Here is a 16,637-nt window from a genome sequence, read left to right as displayed (position 1 = left end):
CATCGCCCACTCACAACCGTTCCGCCCGCCGAGGCTCACCTCCGAACCTGGCCCGCTGATCGGCACCGACCGATCTGCGCCCACGGCAGGCACCGGTCCACCGGGCCGTTTCGGGGCTGCCGGCGGGCCCACTCGGCGGGAGGATGTAGGCCGGGACGCCGACCGGAAGGGGTGATGGGTCGTGCGGGAGCTGGCGACGGAGTTCGAGGCCGAGCGGGGCCGGCTGCTCGCTGTGGCCCACCGCATGCTGGGCAGCCGCAGCGAGGCGGAGGACGCGGTGCAGGAGACCTGGCTGCGCTACGCCGGGGCGCTGGCCGACCCGGCGGCCCGCGCCGAGATCCGGGACCTGTCCGCGTGGCTGACCACCACCTGCGCCCGGATCTGCCTGGACGTGCTCCGCTCGGCCCGGGTGCGCCGGGAGGCGTACCCGGGGCAGTGGCTGCCGGAGCCGGTGGTGAGCCCGTTGGGCGGCCGGTCGCCGGCCGACGGCTACGCGCCCGACCCGGCGGAGCGGGCGGTGCGCACCGACGAGGTCGGCACGGCGCTGCTGGTGGTGCTGGAGCGGCTCGCGCCGGAGCAACGGGTCGCCCTCGTGCTGCACGACGTGTTCGCGCTGCCGTTCGCCCGGGTCGCAGGGGTGCTCGGCACCACCGAGGTGGCGGCCCGGCAGCTCGCCTCCCGGGCCCGACGGGCGGTCACCTCGCCGGACGTACCCCGACACACCGCCGACCCGGCCGAGCAACGTCGGGTGCTCAAGGCGTTCGTCGCCGCCACCGAGTCCGGCGAGCTGGACCAACTGCTTCAGGTGCTCGCGCCGGACGTGGTCTTCGTCGGCGACTCGGGCGGGCACTTCCCGGCGGCCCGCCGGCCGGTGCTCGGGGCGGCCTCCGTGGCTCGCCTCACGCTCGGCCTGTTCGGCCGGACCGGTCGGTACGCCGACCGGGTGCTCGCTCGGCCAGTGCTCGTCGACGGCATTCTCGGCCTGCAGCTGGAGACGACCCACAGCGACGGACGACCGATCCGCCTGGTCACCGCGTTCGCTGTCGACCAGGGCCGGATCACCGCCGTCTACAACCAGCTCAACCCGGAGAAGCTGACCGACCTGCCGCCGCTGACGGCCGACGACGGCTGGCCTCCACGCTGGTGAGCCGGCCCGAGCGGGCGTGCGGCCTCAGACCACCAGAGCCAACCACTTGCGGTACGCGGTGGCGAACGGCTCGGTGCCGTCGCCCAGGGCCCCCAACAGCCGCTGTGCCGCGGCCTCGGCCTCGGCCACCACGTCGTCCGGGTAGCCGAACCGGGCCCGGTGCTCGGCGAACTCGTCCTCGTCGAGCAGCTCCACCCGGCCGGTGGCCCGACGCCGAACGACGTCCAGGTCCAGGTCGATCAGGTGGACGATGTCGTCGGACTCCCAGCGGGCCGGGGTCGTGATGTCGCAGTAGACCTCGCTGGTGCGGGGCGGGGGGTTGAACATGGCCGTCCACCAGGCGCGGTGTGGCACCAACAGCACGAACGGAATCTTCTCCACCGAGGGCCGGCCGTGGTAGACCGACTCGGTGCCCTCGGGCACCCCGAGCCAGATGCCGAGATCGTCCTCGGTGAGCCGGCGGGCCGGGTAGTCGCGGTGTGCGCTGCCGTCGTACTTGCGGTAGATCACGCGGACCATGTCGCTCGGCATGATTCGCACCCTAACCGATACAGCCCAACGCGTCGTAGCGCGGCCGTAACCGGACGGGGTCGGCCGCAACGCCCGCCGCGGTCGGCGTCGCGCCACGCGGCGGATGGGCGCTGTCGGTGTCGGCGGCGCCGGGTACCGTCGCACGGTGACTCCGCCCCGCACCGCCACCGGTTCCGCCACCCCGTCGGCCCGTGCCAAGGGCCGGCGGCGGGGTGCCCGACCCAGTGGCACCGAGCTGCTGGCGGCGGCGGTCGGCGCGGTGCCCGGCGGCGCGGAGCGCCCTGGCCAGTTGCAGATGACCACGGCGATCGAGGAGTGCGTGGCCGGCGGCGAGCATCTGCTCGTGCAGGCGGGCACCGGCACCGGCAAGTCGCTGGCGTACCTCGCGCCGGCGCTCACTGTGGACGGCCCGGTGGTGGTCTCCACTGCCACCCTGGCGTTGCAGTCCCAGCTGGTCGACCACGACCTGCCCCGGCTCGCCGACGCGGTCGAGCCGGTGCTCGGCCGTCGGCCCACCTTCGCCGTGCTCAAGGGCCGCCACCACTACCTCTGCCTCGCCCGACTGGACAACTCCACCGAGGAGGAGCCGGAGGACACTCTCTTCGACACCCCCGCGGCGCGACCCGGCGGCGGAACGAAGTGGCTCGGTGAGGCGGGACGGCTGGGCAAGCAGGTCGAGCGGCTGCGCGACTGGGCCGAGAAGACCGCCACCGGCGACCGGGACGAGCTGGACCCGGGCGTCGAAGACCAGGCCTGGCGGCTGGTGTCGATGCCGGCCCGCGAGTGCGTCGGCGCGGCCCGTTGCCCGTTCGGGCAGGAGTGCTTCGCCGAGGCGTCGCGGGCCCGCGCCCGGGAGGCCGACATCGTGGTGACCAACCACAGCCTGCTCGCTGTCGACATGCTCGCCGACCGGCACATCGTGCCGCCGCACAAGCTGCTCATCGTCGACGAGGCGCACGAGCTGGCCGACCGGGTCTCCTCCGCCGCCCAGGCGGAGCTGGTGCCGGAGCTGATCGACCGGACCACCCGTCGGGCCCGTACGCTGCTGCGCCCGGAGACCGCCGAGGCGCTCACCGCCGCCGGCGACGCCCTGGCGGTCGGGCTGGCCGAGGCGCCGGCCGGGCGGATCACCGCAGGGCTGCCGACGCCACTGCGGGAGGCGTGCACGCTGCTCGACGCGGCGACCCGCTCCGCCCTGGACGCCATCGGCGACATCAAGTCCGACGACCCCGACCCGGTCCGCAAGCAGCAGGCCAAGGCCGCCCTGGACGAGCTCTCCACCACCGCGCAGCGGCTACTGGAGGAGGGCGACCACGACGTGGCCTGGGTGGAGAAGAACGACAGCGGCAACCGCCGGGCACTGGTGGTCGCGCCGCTGTCGGTGGCCGGCACCCTCGCCACCCACCTGTACGACGAACGCACAGTCGTGGCCACCTCGGCGACCCTGGCGCTGGGCGGCCGGTTCGACACTGTCGCCCGCGCCCTCGGGCTGGACGCGCCACCGCCCGCCCCACCGACCCCCGCCGCGGCCGCACTGGCCGCCCGCACCGGTCCCGGCCGGCCGGCTGCCGAGGCGCCGGGCCGTCGCCTCGCCGGCGACGTCACACCGAACGCCGTCGTCCCGGCCACCGAGGGCCCCGGGTGGCGGTCACTCGACGTCGGTTCGCCGTTCGACTACGCCCGGCAGGGCATCCTGTACGTCGCCGCGCACCTCCCCCGCCCCAGCGTCTCCGGGCTGCCCGAGGCTGCCGGAGAGGAGCTGCTCGGGCTGGTCGAGGCGCTCGGTGGTCGTACTCTCGGGCTCTTCTCCTCCCGGCGGGCCGCGCAGCAGGCGGCGGAGCTGTTGCGCGCGCGGACCGACCTGCCGGTGTTGCTCCAGGGCGAGGAGGCGCTGCCGCTGCTGGTGCGTCGCTTCCGCGAGGAGCGCGCCAGCTGCCTGTTCGGGGTGATGTCGCTCTGGCAGGGGGTGGATGTGCCGGGCGACGCCTGCCAGCTCGTCGTCATCGACCGGCTGCCCTTCCCTCGCCCGGACGAACCGCTGGCGGCGGCCCGCGCGGCGGCGGTGGACGCGGGCGGTGGCTCCGGCTTCTCCGCCGTGAGCGTGCCGATCGCGGCGGTGCGGCTGGCCCAGGGCGTGGGTCGGCTGATCCGGGCGACCGGCGACCGGGGCGTGGTAGCGGTGCTCGACTCCCGGCTGGAGACGGCTCGAGGCTACGGGCCGTTCCTACGCCGCTCGCTGCCGCCTTTCTGGTACACGACCCGCCCCGAGGTGGCCCGGGGCGCCCTGGAACGCCTGGCCAAGTCCTGACCCGCTTGGGCAGGACCAGGATCGCGCTACAACATGAAAAGAGTGGTCTCCCGCTGGCGGGAGACCACTCTTTTCATGGTCCTGCGTGATCTGCGGGTCTAGGGGGCCTGGGAGGCGACGACAACGGCGTCGGGCGGGGTGTCCGGCACCCTGCGGGCGGCAAGCCGGCGGACCGCTGTGTTCAGCACCGCGATGAGCGGCACGGAGACCAGCGCGCCGGTGATCCCGGCGAGTACGACACCGGCGGCGATACCGATGATCACCGCGAGCGGGTGCAGGGCGACCGCCCGGCCCATGATCAACGGTTGGAGCACGTGCCCCTCGATCTGCTGTACGCCGATCACCGCGCCAAGGATGATCAACGCGGTGACCGGGCCGCTGTCGACGAGGGCCACCAGGACCGCCACGCCGCCGGAGAGCGCCGCACCGACGATCGGGATGAACGCGCCGAGGAAGACCAGCGCGGCCAGCGGGAAGGCGAACGGGACGTCGAAGATGACCAGGAAGATGCCGATGCCGACAGCGTCGATGAAGGCGACCAGCACTGTCGCTCGGACGTACGCGCCGAGCGTGTGCCAGGAGGCGCGGCCGGCGTCGTCGACCTTCCACCGGGCGGCGACCGGCAGCAGCCGGACCAGGAAGCGCCAGATCCGGTTGCCGTCACGCAGGAAGAAGAACGTCGCGAAGAGCACCAGCAGCGTGCCGGTCAGCACCTCGGCCAGCGTCGCGGCGGTGCTCAGCGCGCCGCTGGTGAACTTCGAGGTGTTGTCGTTGATCCAGGCCTGCGCCTCGTCGATGTAGCGGTCGAGTTGCCCGTCGGAGAGGTGCAGCGGGCCCGTCTTCAGCCAGTCCTGGATCTGCCGGACACCCTCGGACGACTTCTCGCTCAGTTCCGGCACGCCGCGGATGAACTCGTTGACCACCAGCGTCAGCGTGCCGATCACCGCGACCAGGCCGCCGACCAGCACCACCGCCGTCGCCAGCGACCGGGGGAACCGGGCCCGCAGCAGCCAGCCCACCGCCGGCGCGAGCAGCGCGGAGAGCAGCAGCGCGATGGCCAGCGGGATGATCACGATCTTGATCCTGCTGACGATCATCAGCAGGGCCCAGGCCACCACGCCGATCACGATCAGTCGCCAACACCACGCGGCGGCGATCCGCAGCCCGTGCGGGACGTCGGCGTCGTCCCGACTGGCGGTGGAGCTGTGCAGGTCCACCGGGGGCTCCGCGCCGTAGACAGTGGCGCTCGACGGCGCGGTCGGCCCCGGTACGGCCGGCGACGCCACCCGGGCCGCCTCCGACGCATCGTTCAGCGCGTCAGCGGAGACGCCCTCGTCGGCGCGCGCCGACTCCTGTCGTGACTGGTAGGCGCGGCGAAGCCGCCCGCGTACCCGCTCGAAGCGGCTCAAGCGCACCTCCTGGCAGAAAACCCGGCCCGCCGACGGCGACAGGTCGGACAGCATACGTCCGTTCCCGACACCGTAGGGCGGTTCCGCCACACAGTGCCCCGACCACCTCCGGCGTAACCACCGGCCAGCCACCGTCGGCCACACGGTAGCGTCTGCGACGTGACCGCCGACAACGATCTCGACGCCGGCCTGCCGATCCGCCTGCTGCACGACCGCGTGCTCGTGCGGATGGAGGGCAGCGAGGGCGAACGCCGCTCCACCGCTGGCATCGTCATTCCGGCGACCGCCGCGGTCGGCAAGCGCCTCGCCTGGGCCACAGCGGTCGGGGTGGGGCCGAACGTCCGCGCCATCGTCTCCGGCGACCGGGTGCTCTTCGACCCGGACGAGCGCTCCGAGGTCGAGCTGCACGGCCGCGGTTACGTGCTGCTGCGGGAGCGGGACGTGCACGCCGTGGCCGCCGAGCGGATCGAGAACGACTCGACCGGCCTCTACCTCTGACGCACCTCCCCCGGCCACCAGGCCCCGTCGCGCACCGTTTGCCCAGCCGCACGACGGGAAGCCATCCGGCGACCGTGGCCCTGGGGAGGGACGATGCCGGTATTCGTGAAGAAGCTGTTGACCTGGGGCAGTGTCGCGTTCCTGATCTACTTCATGGCCTTTCGGCCGGACGGCGCCGCGCAGATGTTCCGGGCGATCGGGGCCGCGCTGATCGCGATGTTCCAGGGCCTCGGTGACTTCCTCACGTCGCTGATGACCTGAGCCGCACTGCTTGCCTACCGTCGGCCGCCGGCCGCCAGTTGCCGCTGTCAGGGGTGCGTCGGCGGCCACTGGGACGCCGGGCGCAGGCCGGGCCAACCGGGCGGGGCATACCCCACCGGAGCCGGGGCGGGAGCGAGCACCACCGGGATCGGCACCACCGGCTCGTCCGGGGCGTCCACCGCGCGCTGCGTGCCGTCCGGGAAGCGCAGGTGGTAGCGGCTGCCGTCCCAGACCCCCGCCGGGGCCTGCGGGTCCCGACCCACGAAGAACGACCGGTATTCGGTGATCGCGTCCAGCAGCTCCCGCTCCTCGCGGGCGGTCCGCTCCTGGTCGGCGGGTTTGCGGTCCAGGCCACGCAGCGCCCCGTCGCGCAGCAGGGCCAGCCGGGTCGCCGCGGACTGGTAACCCCGCATCGCCCGCACCCCGGCGTCACCGGCCACCCGCCGCGCCCAACTGCGGGCGGCGTGCCGCCGGCCGAGACTGCTCAGGGCAGCCACCTCGGGCGGGCTGAGCCAGCCGGCGCTTACGTAGTCGGGTAGGACCCGCTCGGTGAGCCGCCCCTCCCAGGCGCGCAGCCACAGCGCCAGCCCCACGGTGCCGAAGAAGACCGGCACCATGAGGCCCAGGAAGCCGTACAGCATGATCATGGCCTCGCCGGTGGCCTGGGTCAGCGTGGGCAGCAGGTTCCACGTGCCGTGCAGCATCATCGCCAGCAGCAGGCCGGCGATCGGGGCGAGCACCCGGATGCGCCGGTCCGCCGTCCGGGAGGCGATACCCAACCCCACACCGGTCATCGCTGTGAAAAGGGGATGGGCGAACCCGAACAGCAGGATCCGCAGGATGAAGATCGCGATGACCTGCTGGATGCCGGTGGCCGGGCCGTACCGGTCGGCTCCGGACGCGTACCCCAACCCGCCCAGGTAGAGGATGTTCTCCACCATCGCGAAGCCGACCGCGGCGAGCCCGCAGTAGACCAGACCGTCGGTGATCCCCGACCACTCGCGGCGGCGGAACACCAACAGCAGGATCGGGCCCAGCGCCTTGGTCAGCTCTTCGATGAACGGCGCCACCAGCACCCCGGTGAGCGCGGACGGCAGGCCCCAGTCGGCGAAGCGGTTGGCCGCGAAGTCGTTCACAGTGAGCGAGGCGGCGGTGGAGACGAACGCCCCCCAGGCGAAGCAGAAGATCAGATACTTCAACGGCTCCGGTTCGTACCGGTCCAGCCAGAGGAAGCAGCCGACCAGCACCGGCACCGGCAGGATGGCGGCGACCACCCCGATCAGCAGGGCCTGCACACCGAGCGACTGGCCGAGCGTGAAGACCATGAAGACCGCGCACGCCGCGATCAACAGCACCACCCCGGCCAGCACCAGGAACCGCCGCCAGCCCAGTCGGCGCAGCGGCATCCGGGGCGTCTCACCCATGGGCGGGACGGCGGGCGCAGGCGCGGCGGCGGGCGACGGCGGCAGCGGTGAACCGGGCGGGGTGTCGGCCATGCGGTCAGCGTAGCCATCCGCCGCCGGCTGGTTCGGTCGCATCGGTAGCCGCTATGCTGCCGGCAGGTCACGAGCGCCAGCGTCAAGCCCCGGCTTGCTGGCCGGCAACCCTCGTCGAGTTCGCGGTGGGGTGCCCCGGGTGATGACCGGGCCCAGCCCGATCGGTGTGCTGGGCAAGCGCGGACCCCGTCCCGATGTCGCACCCGGGGTCCCTGACCCCGGAGGTTCCGGCGTGTCCGTCACTCTCGTCCCCTCGCTGCCCAGCCTGCCCAGCCTGCCCACAGTGCCGTCGGCGCCGTCCGCGCCGCTCGACGTCCTCGGTGTGCCCGGCGAGATCAACCTGGACTACGCGGCCAGTGCGCCGTGCGCGCGGGTCGCCGCCGACGCGGTGGCCGAACTGCTGCCCTGGTACGCCAGCGTGCACCGCGGAGCGGGAGCGCTGTCGCGGCGGTGCACCCTCGCGTACGAGCAGGCAAGGCAGACGATCGGCGACTTCTTCGGCGCTCGCGCCGACGATCATGTGATCTTCACCCGCAACACCACTGACGCGCTCAACCTGCTGGCGCGAGCCGTGCCGGCCGGCACGACTGTGGTCACGAACGCCTCCGAACACCACGCCAACCTGCTGCCCTGGCCGCGCGGGTCGGTGCGGCTGCCGGTGCCCAGCGACCCCGACGGGGCGGTACGCGATCTCGCCGCCGCCCTCACCGAGCTGCGCCGGGGCAGCAGCCCGGCGTTGCCGGTGCTGGTCGCGGTGACCGGTGCCAGCAACGTGACCGGTGAGCGGTGGCCGGTCGCCGAACTGGCGCGGGTGGCCCACCGGCACGGTGCCCGGATCGTGCTCGACGCCGCGCAGCTCGCCCCGCACGCCCCGGTCGACCTGCTCGCGCTCGACGTCGACTACCTGGCCGTGTCCGGCCACAAGCTGTACGCGCCGTTCGGCGCGGGCGTGCTGATCGGTCGGGCCGACTGGCTGGACGCCGCCCCGCCCTACCTGGCCGGCGGCGGCGCCACCAGCCACGTCGGGCCGGCCACCCACGACGTGACCTGGGCGACCGGCCCGGCCCGACACGAGGGCGGCACCCCGAACCTGCTCGGAGCGGTCGCGCTGGCGGCGGTGTGCAAGGCGCTCGACGAAGCGGATCAGGGCGCACTGGCCGCCCACGAGCAGGGCCTGCTGGCCCGGCTACGGACCGGCCTCGCCGCCCTGCCGCACGTCGTCGAGCTGCGCACCTTCGGCCCGGACGCGCCCCGGGTCGGCATCGTGTCGTTCGTGGTCGCCGGGTGGGACTCCACCGAGGTGGCCACGCGGCTGGCCGCCGAGCACCACATCGGCGTACGGGACGGGTTGTTCTGTGCCCACCCGCTGGCCCGGCGTCTGCTCGGCGAGGCGGCGGAACGGACCGGCCGGCGGGACCTGCCGCCCACCGCGCTGCGTGCCAGCATCGGGCTGGGCAGCACGGCCGCCCAGGTGGACCGGCTGCTCGCGGCGCTGGCCGAGCTGGGCTGAGGCCAGGCCGGCGCAGGCCCCCCGCTCAGCCGACCGGCGGGGCGGTGGGTGGCTTCGGTGTCTCGCCAGGCTCGGCGGGCTCACCGACCGGGCGCTCCTGCTCTCCGAAGGCGGTGCGGATCCACCGGTTCGCCTCCTCCTGCTCGATCCCGGAGGCGACCAGCAGGTCACTGGCGGTGGTGCGGATCTGGGCGATGACCACGCTGCCGGAGAAGCCCACCCCGTCGCCGTACGCCCGGCCGGCCTCACTGACCGCCCGCAGCGACCGCTCCCGGGCCTTCTCCGGCTCCTCACCGGCGGCGAACTCGTGCTTGAGCAGCCGGACCGACTCGGCGAGGTGGCCGATCGCGTCCGGCATGGGATCGGGCACCGGTTCCTCGTCCTCGACGAGCGTGACGGACCGGCGGATCAGCGTGCCGCTGTTGCGCATCGCCCGGTCGATCGGGTCGGCCGCCTCGGCGTAGTGGGTCAGTTCGTCGCGGCGGTGCCAGCGGGCCGGGGAGAGGGTGGCGGTCTCCTTCGCCCCCTCGATCGCCTCGCCCAACGTGGCCAACTCCTCCTTGTTGTTGCGCAGCCTCTCCAGTGCGCCCTGGATGGCGGCGCGGTCCCGGTTGCGCAGCCCGTCGGCGGTGGCGTCGAGTTGGGCGGCGAGCAGGTCCAGGGCGGGGCGGGCCGCCCGGTTGATCACTCGGAGTGGGTTCAGTGGCAGCAGGACCGCCGTGACCAGCAGCGCGATCCCACCGCCGAGGAACGCGTCGACGAAGCGGGGGATCTCCAGATCCTTGGTGGAGGGGCTCAGCGTCACGATCAGCACCGCCGTGGCCGCCGCCTGGATGACGATGGCCACGCTCGCTCCGGCGAAGATGGTGAGCAGGATCGCCACTGTGACCACCAGGCCGAGCTGCCACGCCCCGGTGCCGAGCAGGTAGATCAGGAGGTCGCCGACGGCCACCCCGACCCCCACCCCGACGATCAGCTCCACCGTGCGGCGGAACCGCTGGCCGACCGACGCGGCCAGGGTGCCGACCGCGGAGATCGGCGCGAAGACCGGTTGCGGGTTGCCGAGCAACTTGTGCGAGATCAGGTACGCGAGCCCGGCGGCCAGCCCGGCCTGGACGGCGAGTCCGCCGGCCATCCGTACCCGGTGCAGTCGGTCGTGCAGGGTGGCCCGGCCGCGGTGGCGCAGTTGTTCGGTGGCCTCGGCGATCCGCGCGCCGTCGATGTCCACCAACCCGTTGCGCAGCGCGGTACGTCGCACCATGGGCTGTCGCTTGTCCCGGGCCACGGCCATGGGCGCGACTACCCGTGGTGGGCCCGCTGAACCCTCCCTTCCCGCGCGTCGCGGGCGGATGCGGCAGACTCGGACGGTGGTTGATCTGTTGGATCGCTGGCGGGCGGCGGCCCGAGGTGCCGGCGCGAGGCCCGACCCGAGCACGACCAGGGCCGGTGAGCAGGTAATCGTCCGGTGGCGGGAGCCGCACCGGCAATACCACACGGTGGCCCACCTGACGGCGGTGCTCGATGTGGTGGACCAGCACGCCTACCTGGCCGCTCGGGCCGACGCGGTCCGGCTGGCGGCCTGGTTCCACGACGTGGTCTATGACCCCCGTGCCGCCGGCGACACCAACGAACGGGACAGCGCCGCACTGGCCGAGAGCGTGCTCACCGGGCTCGGGGTGCCGGCGCCCACGGTGGCCGAGGTGCGCCGGCTGGTGCTGCTCACCGCCGGGCACGCTGTGGCACCGGGAGACCGGGACGGCGCGCTGCTCTGCGACGCGGATCTGGCCGTGCTGGCCGCGCCGCCGGCCCGCTACGAGCGTTACGCGGCGGCGATCCGCCGGGAGTACGCCCATGTGCCGGAGCCGGCCTTCCGGGCTGGGCGGGCCGCCGTGTTGACCGGCCTGCTGTCGCTGCCCGCGCTGTTCCGGTCGCCACCGCTGGCGAGCCGGTGGGAAGAGCCCGCCCGGGACAATGTGCGCCGCGAGCTGGCCACCCTCACCGGGGCACCGGAGACCGCGGACTGACCAGGTGCTTCGGCCGACGCAGACCGGCGGCGCGGAGCAACCGGACCAGTTCCCGGCTCGGCACCACCTGGGCGCCGAGCCACACCGCCGCCGCGAACCGGTCGGCCGGAATGTCGTAGTGGTCCCGGTCGAATCCGCGCCGGGGCGCGCCGAGCGCCTCGGCGAACGCGTGCAGCTCGGCGTACGAGACGTCACTGATCAGGTGCGACCAGAGCCGACCGCGCCACGGCCAGGCAGGCCGGTCCAGGTAGAGCATGCTGCCCAAGTTATCCCGCCCAGTCGATCATGTTGATGATCGCCGGTCGGCGACCTAGCCTCGGCTGCATGGCCCCCACCGCGCTCCTCGACGACCTGCGCGCCGCGCTCGGTGACGACGCCGTGCTCACCGACCCGGACCTGCTGCGCATGCACCAGCGGGACGAGGCCGACCTGTGCGCCGCCGGCGTCCCGCTGGTGGTGACCCGTCCGCGCGACACCGAGCAGGTGGTCGCCGTGATCCAGGCGGCGGCGCGGCACGGCGTACCGGTGGTGCCGCAGGGCGCGCGGACCGGGCTGGCCGGCGCGGCGAACGCTGTGGAGGGCGCGGTGGTCCTCAGCACCGTCGCGATGAACGAGATCCGGGAGATCGACCCGGTGAGCCGGATCGCGGTGGTCCAACCGGGGGTGGTCAACGCGGCCCTGGCCGGGGCGGTGGCGAAACAGGGCCTCTGGTACCCGCCGGATCCCGGCTCCTGGGAGTCGTCCACCATCGGCGGGAACGTGGCCACAAACGCCGGCGGCATGTGCTGTGTGAAGTACGGAGTAACCACCGAGTACGTGCTCGGCCTGGAGGTGGTGCTCGCCTCCGGTGAGGTGCTGCGCACCGGCCGGCGTACGGCCAAGGGGGTGGCCGGCTACGACCTGACCCGACTGTTCGTCGGTTCGGAGGGCACCCTCGGCGTGATCACCGAGGTGACAGTGGCGCTGCGGCCCGCCCGGGCCGACTCACTGACCCTGGTGGCGGTCTTCGGATCCACCGCCACGGCCGGCGCGGCGGTGGCCGAGATCGCGGCTCGCGGGCTCACCCCCAGCCTGCTGGAGTTGCTGGACCAGACCCACCTGCGGGCGATCGAGGCGTACCAGCCGATGGGGTTGCGGACCGACGCGCAGGCCCTGTTGCTGGCCGCCGCCGACACCGGCTCCCGGGCGGCGGACGACCTGGCCGTGCTGGCCGAGGTGTGCGAGGCCGTCGGTGCCGACGAGGTCTACGCGGCCACCGACGCGGTGGAGGCGGCGGCGCTGCTCCAGGCTCGCCGGCTGGCCCACCCGGCCATGGAGAAGTTCGCGGCGGACGCCTACCCGGGCGGCAACGGCGGTCTGGTGATCGACGACGTGGCGGTGCCGCGCGGCGCGCTCGCCGCGCTCCTGGACGGGGTCGCCCGGATCGCGGCCGAGTGTGAGGTGCCGATCGGCGTGGTGGGGCACGCCGGGGACGGCAACATGCACCCGAACATCGTTGTCGACCGGGCCGACCCGGCGAGCGTGGAGCGGGGTCGGCGGGCCTTCGACGAGATCATGCGGCTCGGCCTGGACCTGGGCGGCACCTGCACCGGCGAGCACGGGGTGGGGCTGCTCAAGCGGGACTGGCTGGCCCGGGAGATCGGGCCGGTCGGTGTCCGGGTGCACCAGGCGATCAAGTCGGCGCTCGACCCGGCCGGCCTGCTCAACCCGGGCAAGGTGCTCTGACCGGCTGCGGTCAGCCCTTGACCTCGGCCGGGGTCGCCTGGGTGAGCAGCAGCAGGATCTCCCCGGCGACCGGCGTGAGCTCCTCGCCAGGGCAGTCCTGCGAGGTGATCAGCCCGGCCGAGGTGATGAGGCTGGACGTCAGCGCGTCGATGCAGGTTGTCCGGTACCGCCGGGCCTGGTCGGTCTCGTCGGCCAGCGCCGGGTTGGCGAGCAGCACCTGGAGCCGTTCGGTCAGCTCCGGTGCGAGGGTGCCCCGGGAGGTCACGCCGTCGCCGGCGCAGTCGACGCACTGCCACGCGCCGTTCCGCTCGACGCTCAGGGTGCGCATCGGCCCGTCCTCGCCGAGCCGCTGGAGCAGGCTGACCTGACCGGCGGCGACAGTGGTGGGGATCTCCAGCTGCGAGCCGCCACCCGCAGTGCCGGCGGTCGGTTGCGCCACCGGGGTGCTCGGCTTGTCTCCGTCGAAGAGGGAGCACCCGGTCAGGGCGCCGACGAGCGCGACGGCGAGCAGGGGTACGAGCAGACGAGGGTGCGCGCGGGGTAGCACGCGCGGAAACCTACCCCACCGTAGGTAGCGTTCGAAACCACCATCCGGGCCGGTATCGATGGTTACCCATCGGTAACGTCGCAATTCGTCATCGAGCGGACGGGCGCAGCTCCGCCTGATCGTCGTCGCCCCGGTCGGCCGCGTAACCCCGGACGTCCGGAGCACCGAGGCGGGCCGCGTCCGCCGCCGCGTCGTCCGGCATCAACTGGGACTGCCGCTCCGCCTCCACCCGGGCCCGGTAGTGCTCGACCTCGCGCGCCCGGGTCGCCGCGTCCCAACCGAGCACCGCGCCCATCAACTCGGCGGTGTGCTCCGCCGACTCCAACCCCCGGTGGCTGGTCTCGAACGAGATCCGGGTCCGCCGGGTCAGCACGTCCTCCAGGTGCAGCGCGCCCTCGGCCCGCGCCGCGTAGGCGACCTCCGCCGCCAGATACTCCGGAGCACCAGCCAGCGGGGACGCCAGCAGAGGATCGGCGTCGACCAGCGCCAGCAGGTCCAGGGTGAGGGTGCCGTACCGCTCCAGCAGGTGCTCCACCACGCCCACCGGCACACCGTGCCGGCGTGCCAGGTCGGCCCGGTCCCGCCACATCGCCGGGTACCCGTCGGCGCCGAGCAGCGGCAGGTCGGCGGTACGCGACGCGCGAGCGCCACCGAGTCGGCGAGCGGCCCGGTCGACCACGTCGGACGCCATCACCCGGTACGTCGTGTACTTCCCGCCGGCCACCAGCAACAGCCCGAGCATCGGCTCGAAGACCGCGTGCTCGCGGGAGAGCTTCGAGGTCGAGTCGGCCTCGCCGGCCAGCAGCGGACGCAGCCCGGCGTACACCCCCTCGATGTCGGCGGTGGTCAGCGGCCGGTCCAGCACTGTGTTGACCTGCTGGAGGAGGTAGTCGATGTCGCGGGCCGAGGCGGCCGGGTGGGAACGGTCCAGCCGCCAGTCGGTGTCAGTGGTGCCGATGATCCAGTGCCCGCCCCACGGGATGACGAAGAGCACCGAACTCGCCGTACGCAGGATGAGCCCCGTCTCGCCGGTGATCGCCGAGCGGGGCACCACCAGGTGCACCCCCTTGGAGGCGCGCACCCGGACGCCGGGCCGCAGGCCCACGTCGTTGAGCATCCGGGACATGTCGTCGCTCCACACGCCGGTGGCGGCGATGACGGTGCGAGCCTGCACCTCGAACTCCGCGTCCGGCGAGCCCGACGGCGCCTCCAGGTCCCGGACGCGGACGCCGGTCACCTCGCGCGCCTGCCGGATCAACCCGACGGCGCGGGCACTGCTCACCACAGTGGCGCCGAGGCTGGCCGCGGTGCGGGCCAGGGTGACCACCAGCCGGGCGTCGTCGACCTGCCCGTCGTAGTAGCGGATCGCCCCGGCCAGCGCGTCGGCCCGCAGACTCGGGAAGATCCGCCGGGCACCCTCCCGGGTCAGGTGACGGTGCAGGGGCATGCCCCGGCCACCGCCGAAGATTCCGGCGAAGGCGTCGTACGCGGCCACCCCGGCGCCATAGTACGAGCGGCGGAAGACCCGGGCCGGCAGGTCCCGTAGGCCCCGCCCGGCCGGCAGCGGCACCATGATCGGCACCGGGCGTACCAGGTGCGGCGCGAGCCGGGTGGCCAACAGGCCGCGCTCGGTGAGCGCCTCGTGGACCAGGTGGAACTCCAACTGCTCCAGGTAGCGCAGGCCACCGTGGATGAGTTTGCTGGACCGGCTGGAGGTCCCGGAGGCAAGATCACGCGCCTCGACCAGCGCCACCTTCAGGCCACGGGACGCCGCGTCCAGGGCGGCACCGGCTCCGGTCACCCCGCCCCCGATGACCAGCACGTCGAAGCGCTCGGCACGCAGTCGGCGCAGGTCGGACGCACGGCGGACCGGTGAGAGCTGACCGGCGACGGATCGGGAGACATTGGGGTCGCGCACCTGTCCACCGTAACCGTCGAGCCACCGTGTCGACATTCGCCGCCCGCCCCGCACCGCGCCCACCTGCTCCGAAGCGCACGACACGTCTCGCTACCCGATCCAGGCCAACCGATAGGAGATCTTCCCCGGAACCCGACGGTCGGGTCGAAACCCTTCGTCGTAGTCGTAAGGTTCTCGGATGCAAGGTCAACCTGTGCACCCCGGCCTCAGCGACCGTGGTTCCCCGTGGCCGGTGGTCGCGGCCGTGCTGGCGGGCTGCTGGACGCTTGCGGTCACAGTGGGCACCCAGACCGGTGGTTGGCTCACCGATCAGGTGCTGCTGGGCTTCGGGCGGGACCGGCTCGGCTGGCTCTGGCCGGTGCTCGGCCTGGCCACCGTCGTACTGGCCGGCACGCCCGCCCTGCTGCTGGCCCTCCTGCCCCGGTCGGGCGCGGTCCGGGCCACCGGGCGGGCCTGGTTGATCGGGGCACTCGCCCTCGGCGTGCTCACACTGCTGCGGGCCGTGCCGCCGGTGCACCACGAGGCGTACCTCGCCGCGCTGGCCGGCGCCGCGTTGCTCGGTGCCCTCGCCGTGCGCTGGTCGGCGCGCCGGTGGGCGTACCCCGGGCTGGTTGGCTCGGTCGGCGGCCCGGCACCCACCGGAAACGGCGACGCCGCCCCGCCCGAGGCCAGCGCAGACGGCGACGCCACCCCGCCCGAGGCCACCGGGACCGGCGACGCCGCGCGGCCCGAGGCCACCGGGAGCGCGGAGCCGGTCGGACGGCGCGTTCGCCGACCCGGCCCGGTGCCGCTGCTCGCGGTCGCCGCCGGGTTGGCGCTGCTGCTGCCGTGGGCCTGGCTGGGCGCGCTCGGCGGCCTCCTGGAGACCGCGCTCGCGGTGCTGGCGGCCGCCGCGCTCGGGGTGCTGGCCGCGACTCTGCTGGACACCCCCTTCTGGGCCCAGTTCGCGGTAGGGCGACCGCCTCGGCCGGCTCGGCTGGTGCTGGTCGGCGGCCTGGTCGCCGGGGTGACGCTGCTGCTGCTCGCGGCCGGGACCGGCCAGTCCGGCGCGCAGTTGCCCGCGCTGCTGACAGTGCCGCCGGTGGGTTTCGCGCTGGCCGCGCTCTGGGCCGCGACCTGGCGGCCCGCTGCCGACCCGGCCGGCTCCGACCCGGCCGCTGCCGACCCAGCCGGCTCCGACCCGGCCACCTCCGATCCGGCCGCCGCCACCCGCGCCGGCCGAGCGGCGACCGGCGGGCGCGTGGGCCTGGCCGCGCTCGGCCC

At 73.9% G+C, this 16,637-nt stretch carries 14 protein-coding genes, 1 pseudogene and 1 riboswitch; of the genes and pseudogenes, 8 read left to right on the top strand and 7 right to left on the bottom strand.

Translation table 11 applies throughout. The features are described from left to right. The first annotated feature begins 181 nt into the window (after positions 1-181). Positions 182-1,147: an RNA polymerase sigma factor SigJ gene (gene sigJ / locus KBX08_RS09255; RefSeq protein WP_210782419.1), complete on the top strand. Its 966-nt coding sequence runs from the start codon at positions 182-184 to the stop codon at positions 1,145-1,147. Between the two features lie 24 nt (positions 1,148-1,171). Here sigJ and KBX08_RS09250 read toward each other — a convergent pair whose 3' ends face one another. Beyond that, positions 1,172-1,678: a DUF402 domain-containing protein gene (locus KBX08_RS09250; RefSeq protein ID WP_210782417.1), complete on the bottom strand. Its 507-nt coding sequence runs from the start codon at positions 1,676-1,678 to the stop codon at positions 1,172-1,174. Between the two features lie 103 nt (positions 1,679-1,781). On the opposite strand from KBX08_RS09250, the gene KBX08_RS09245 reads away from it, so the two are divergent. Next, on the top strand, positions 1,782-3,986 hold the full coding sequence (locus KBX08_RS09245; RefSeq protein WP_210782416.1) for an ATP-dependent DNA helicase: 2,205 nt from the start codon (positions 1,782-1,784) through the stop codon (positions 3,984-3,986). Between the two features lie 98 nt (positions 3,987-4,084). Here the strand turns inward: KBX08_RS09245 and KBX08_RS09240 are convergent, their stop codons facing one another. Further along, entirely contained in the window at positions 4,085-5,449 is a 1,365-nt protein-coding gene (locus KBX08_RS09240; protein ID WP_238689032.1) for an AI-2E family transporter, read from the bottom strand. Between the two features lie 105 nt (positions 5,450-5,554). Here KBX08_RS09240 and KBX08_RS09235 point away from each other — a divergent pair, with 105 nt between their 5' ends. Then, positions 5,555-5,893 carry a co-chaperone GroES gene (locus tag KBX08_RS09235; RefSeq protein ID WP_091402887.1) on the top strand — a complete coding sequence of 113 codons (339 nt, stop codon included), beginning with the start codon at positions 5,555-5,557 and terminating at the stop codon, positions 5,891-5,893. Positions 5,894-5,986: 93 nt separating this feature from the next. Further along, positions 5,987-6,154: a hypothetical protein gene (locus KBX08_RS09230; protein ID WP_167337262.1), complete on the top strand. Its 168-nt coding sequence runs from the start codon at positions 5,987-5,989 to the stop codon at positions 6,152-6,154. 47 nt (positions 6,155-6,201) lie between these two features. Here KBX08_RS09230 and KBX08_RS09225 read toward each other — a convergent pair whose 3' ends face one another. Beyond that, positions 6,202-7,692, bottom strand: coding sequence for a PrsW family intramembrane metalloprotease (locus KBX08_RS09225; protein WP_210782412.1), 1,491 nt, complete (start codon positions 7,690-7,692; stop codon positions 6,202-6,204). A gap of 23 nt (positions 7,693-7,715) precedes the next feature. Further along, positions 7,716-7,836: riboswitch (SAM riboswitch) on the top strand. 46 nt (positions 7,837-7,882) lie between these two features. Here KBX08_RS09225 and KBX08_RS09220 point away from each other — a divergent pair. Beyond that, the gene (locus KBX08_RS09220) at positions 7,883-9,160 is read left to right on the top strand and encodes an aminotransferase class V-fold PLP-dependent enzyme (protein ID WP_374101934.1); all 1,278 of its coding nucleotides are present in this window, start codon (positions 7,883-7,885) and stop codon (positions 9,158-9,160) included. Between the two features lie 25 nt (positions 9,161-9,185). Here KBX08_RS09220 and KBX08_RS09215 read toward each other — a convergent pair whose 3' ends face one another. Beyond that, positions 9,186-10,421, bottom strand: coding sequence for an aromatic acid exporter family protein (locus KBX08_RS09215; RefSeq protein ID WP_210782410.1), 1,236 nt, complete (start codon positions 10,419-10,421; stop codon positions 9,186-9,188). A 106-nt stretch (positions 10,422-10,527) separates the two neighbouring features. On the opposite strand from KBX08_RS09215, the gene KBX08_RS09210 reads away from it, so the two are divergent. After that, positions 10,528-11,184, top strand: a complete 657-nt coding sequence (locus KBX08_RS09210; protein WP_307850491.1) for a metal-dependent phosphohydrolase — start codon at positions 10,528-10,530, stop codon at positions 11,182-11,184. Here KBX08_RS09210 and KBX08_RS09205 read toward each other — a convergent pair. Next, a complete protein-coding gene (locus KBX08_RS09205) occupies positions 11,156-11,440 on the bottom strand; it encodes a DUF4031 domain-containing protein (protein WP_210782406.1) in 285 nt (94 codons plus the stop codon). The two genes, KBX08_RS09210 and KBX08_RS09205, sit on opposite strands and share 29 nt — an antisense overlap. Before the next feature lie 68 nt (positions 11,441-11,508). Here KBX08_RS09205 and KBX08_RS09200 point away from each other — a divergent pair, with 68 nt between their 5' ends. Then, a complete protein-coding gene (locus tag KBX08_RS09200; RefSeq protein WP_210782404.1) occupies positions 11,509-12,909 on the top strand; it encodes an FAD-binding oxidoreductase in 1,401 nt (466 codons plus the stop codon). A 10-nt stretch (positions 12,910-12,919) separates the two neighbouring features. On the opposite strand, the gene KBX08_RS09195 is transcribed toward KBX08_RS09200, so the two are convergent. Both KBX08_RS09195 and KBX08_RS09190 read right to left on the bottom strand, forming a co-directional pair. Continuing rightward, positions 12,920-13,456 carry a hypothetical protein gene (locus KBX08_RS09195; protein WP_210782402.1) on the bottom strand — a complete coding sequence of 179 codons (537 nt, stop codon included), beginning with the start codon at positions 13,454-13,456 and terminating at the stop codon, positions 12,920-12,922. Between the two features lie 88 nt (positions 13,457-13,544). Beyond that, complete coding sequence (locus KBX08_RS09190) at positions 13,545-15,410, bottom strand: glycerol-3-phosphate dehydrogenase/oxidase (protein WP_210782400.1); 1,866 nt, start codon at positions 15,408-15,410, stop codon at positions 13,545-13,547. 142 nt (positions 15,411-15,552) lie between these two features. Between KBX08_RS09190 and KBX08_RS09185 the strand changes: the two are divergent. Beyond that, positions 15,553-16,637, top strand: a pseudogene (locus KBX08_RS09185) (peptidase S8); the annotation flags it as partial.

This window comes from Micromonospora sp. H61, assembly GCF_018070325.1.
In the GTDB taxonomy this organism is placed as follows: Bacteria; Actinomycetota; Actinomycetes; order Mycobacteriales; family Micromonosporaceae; genus Micromonospora; species Micromonospora salmantinae.
Note: the sequence above shows the minus strand (reverse complement) of the source record. Positions and strands in the feature narration are given on the sequence as shown.

Coding starts and splice junctions, on each gene's coding strand:
- KBX08_RS09250 (WP_210782417.1), bottom strand. CDS start 1,678: ATGCCGAGCGACATGGTCCGCGTGATCTACCGCAAGTACGACGGCAGC.
- KBX08_RS09245 (WP_210782416.1), top strand. CDS start 1,782: ATGGGCGCTGTCGGTGTCGGCGGCGCCGGGTACCGTCGCACGGTGACT.
- KBX08_RS09240 (WP_238689032.1), bottom strand. CDS start 5,449: ATGCTGTCCGACCTGTCGCCGTCGGCGGGCCGGGTTTTCTGCCAGGAG.
- KBX08_RS09230 (WP_167337262.1), top strand. CDS start 5,987: ATGCCGGTATTCGTGAAGAAGCTGTTGACCTGGGGCAGTGTCGCGTTC.
- KBX08_RS09225 (WP_210782412.1), bottom strand. CDS start 7,692: ATGCGACCGAACCAGCCGGCGGCGGATGGCTACGCTGACCGCATGGCC.
- KBX08_RS09215 (WP_210782410.1), bottom strand. CDS start 10,421: ATGGTGCGACGTACCGCGCTGCGCAACGGGTTGGTGGACATCGACGGC.
- KBX08_RS09205 (WP_210782406.1), bottom strand. CDS start 11,440: ATGCTCTACCTGGACCGGCCTGCCTGGCCGTGGCGCGGTCGGCTCTGG.
- KBX08_RS09200 (WP_210782404.1), top strand. CDS start 11,509: ATGGCCCCCACCGCGCTCCTCGACGACCTGCGCGCCGCGCTCGGTGAC.
- KBX08_RS09190 (WP_210782400.1), bottom strand. CDS start 15,410: ATGTCGACACGGTGGCTCGACGGTTACGGTGGACAGGTGCGCGACCCC.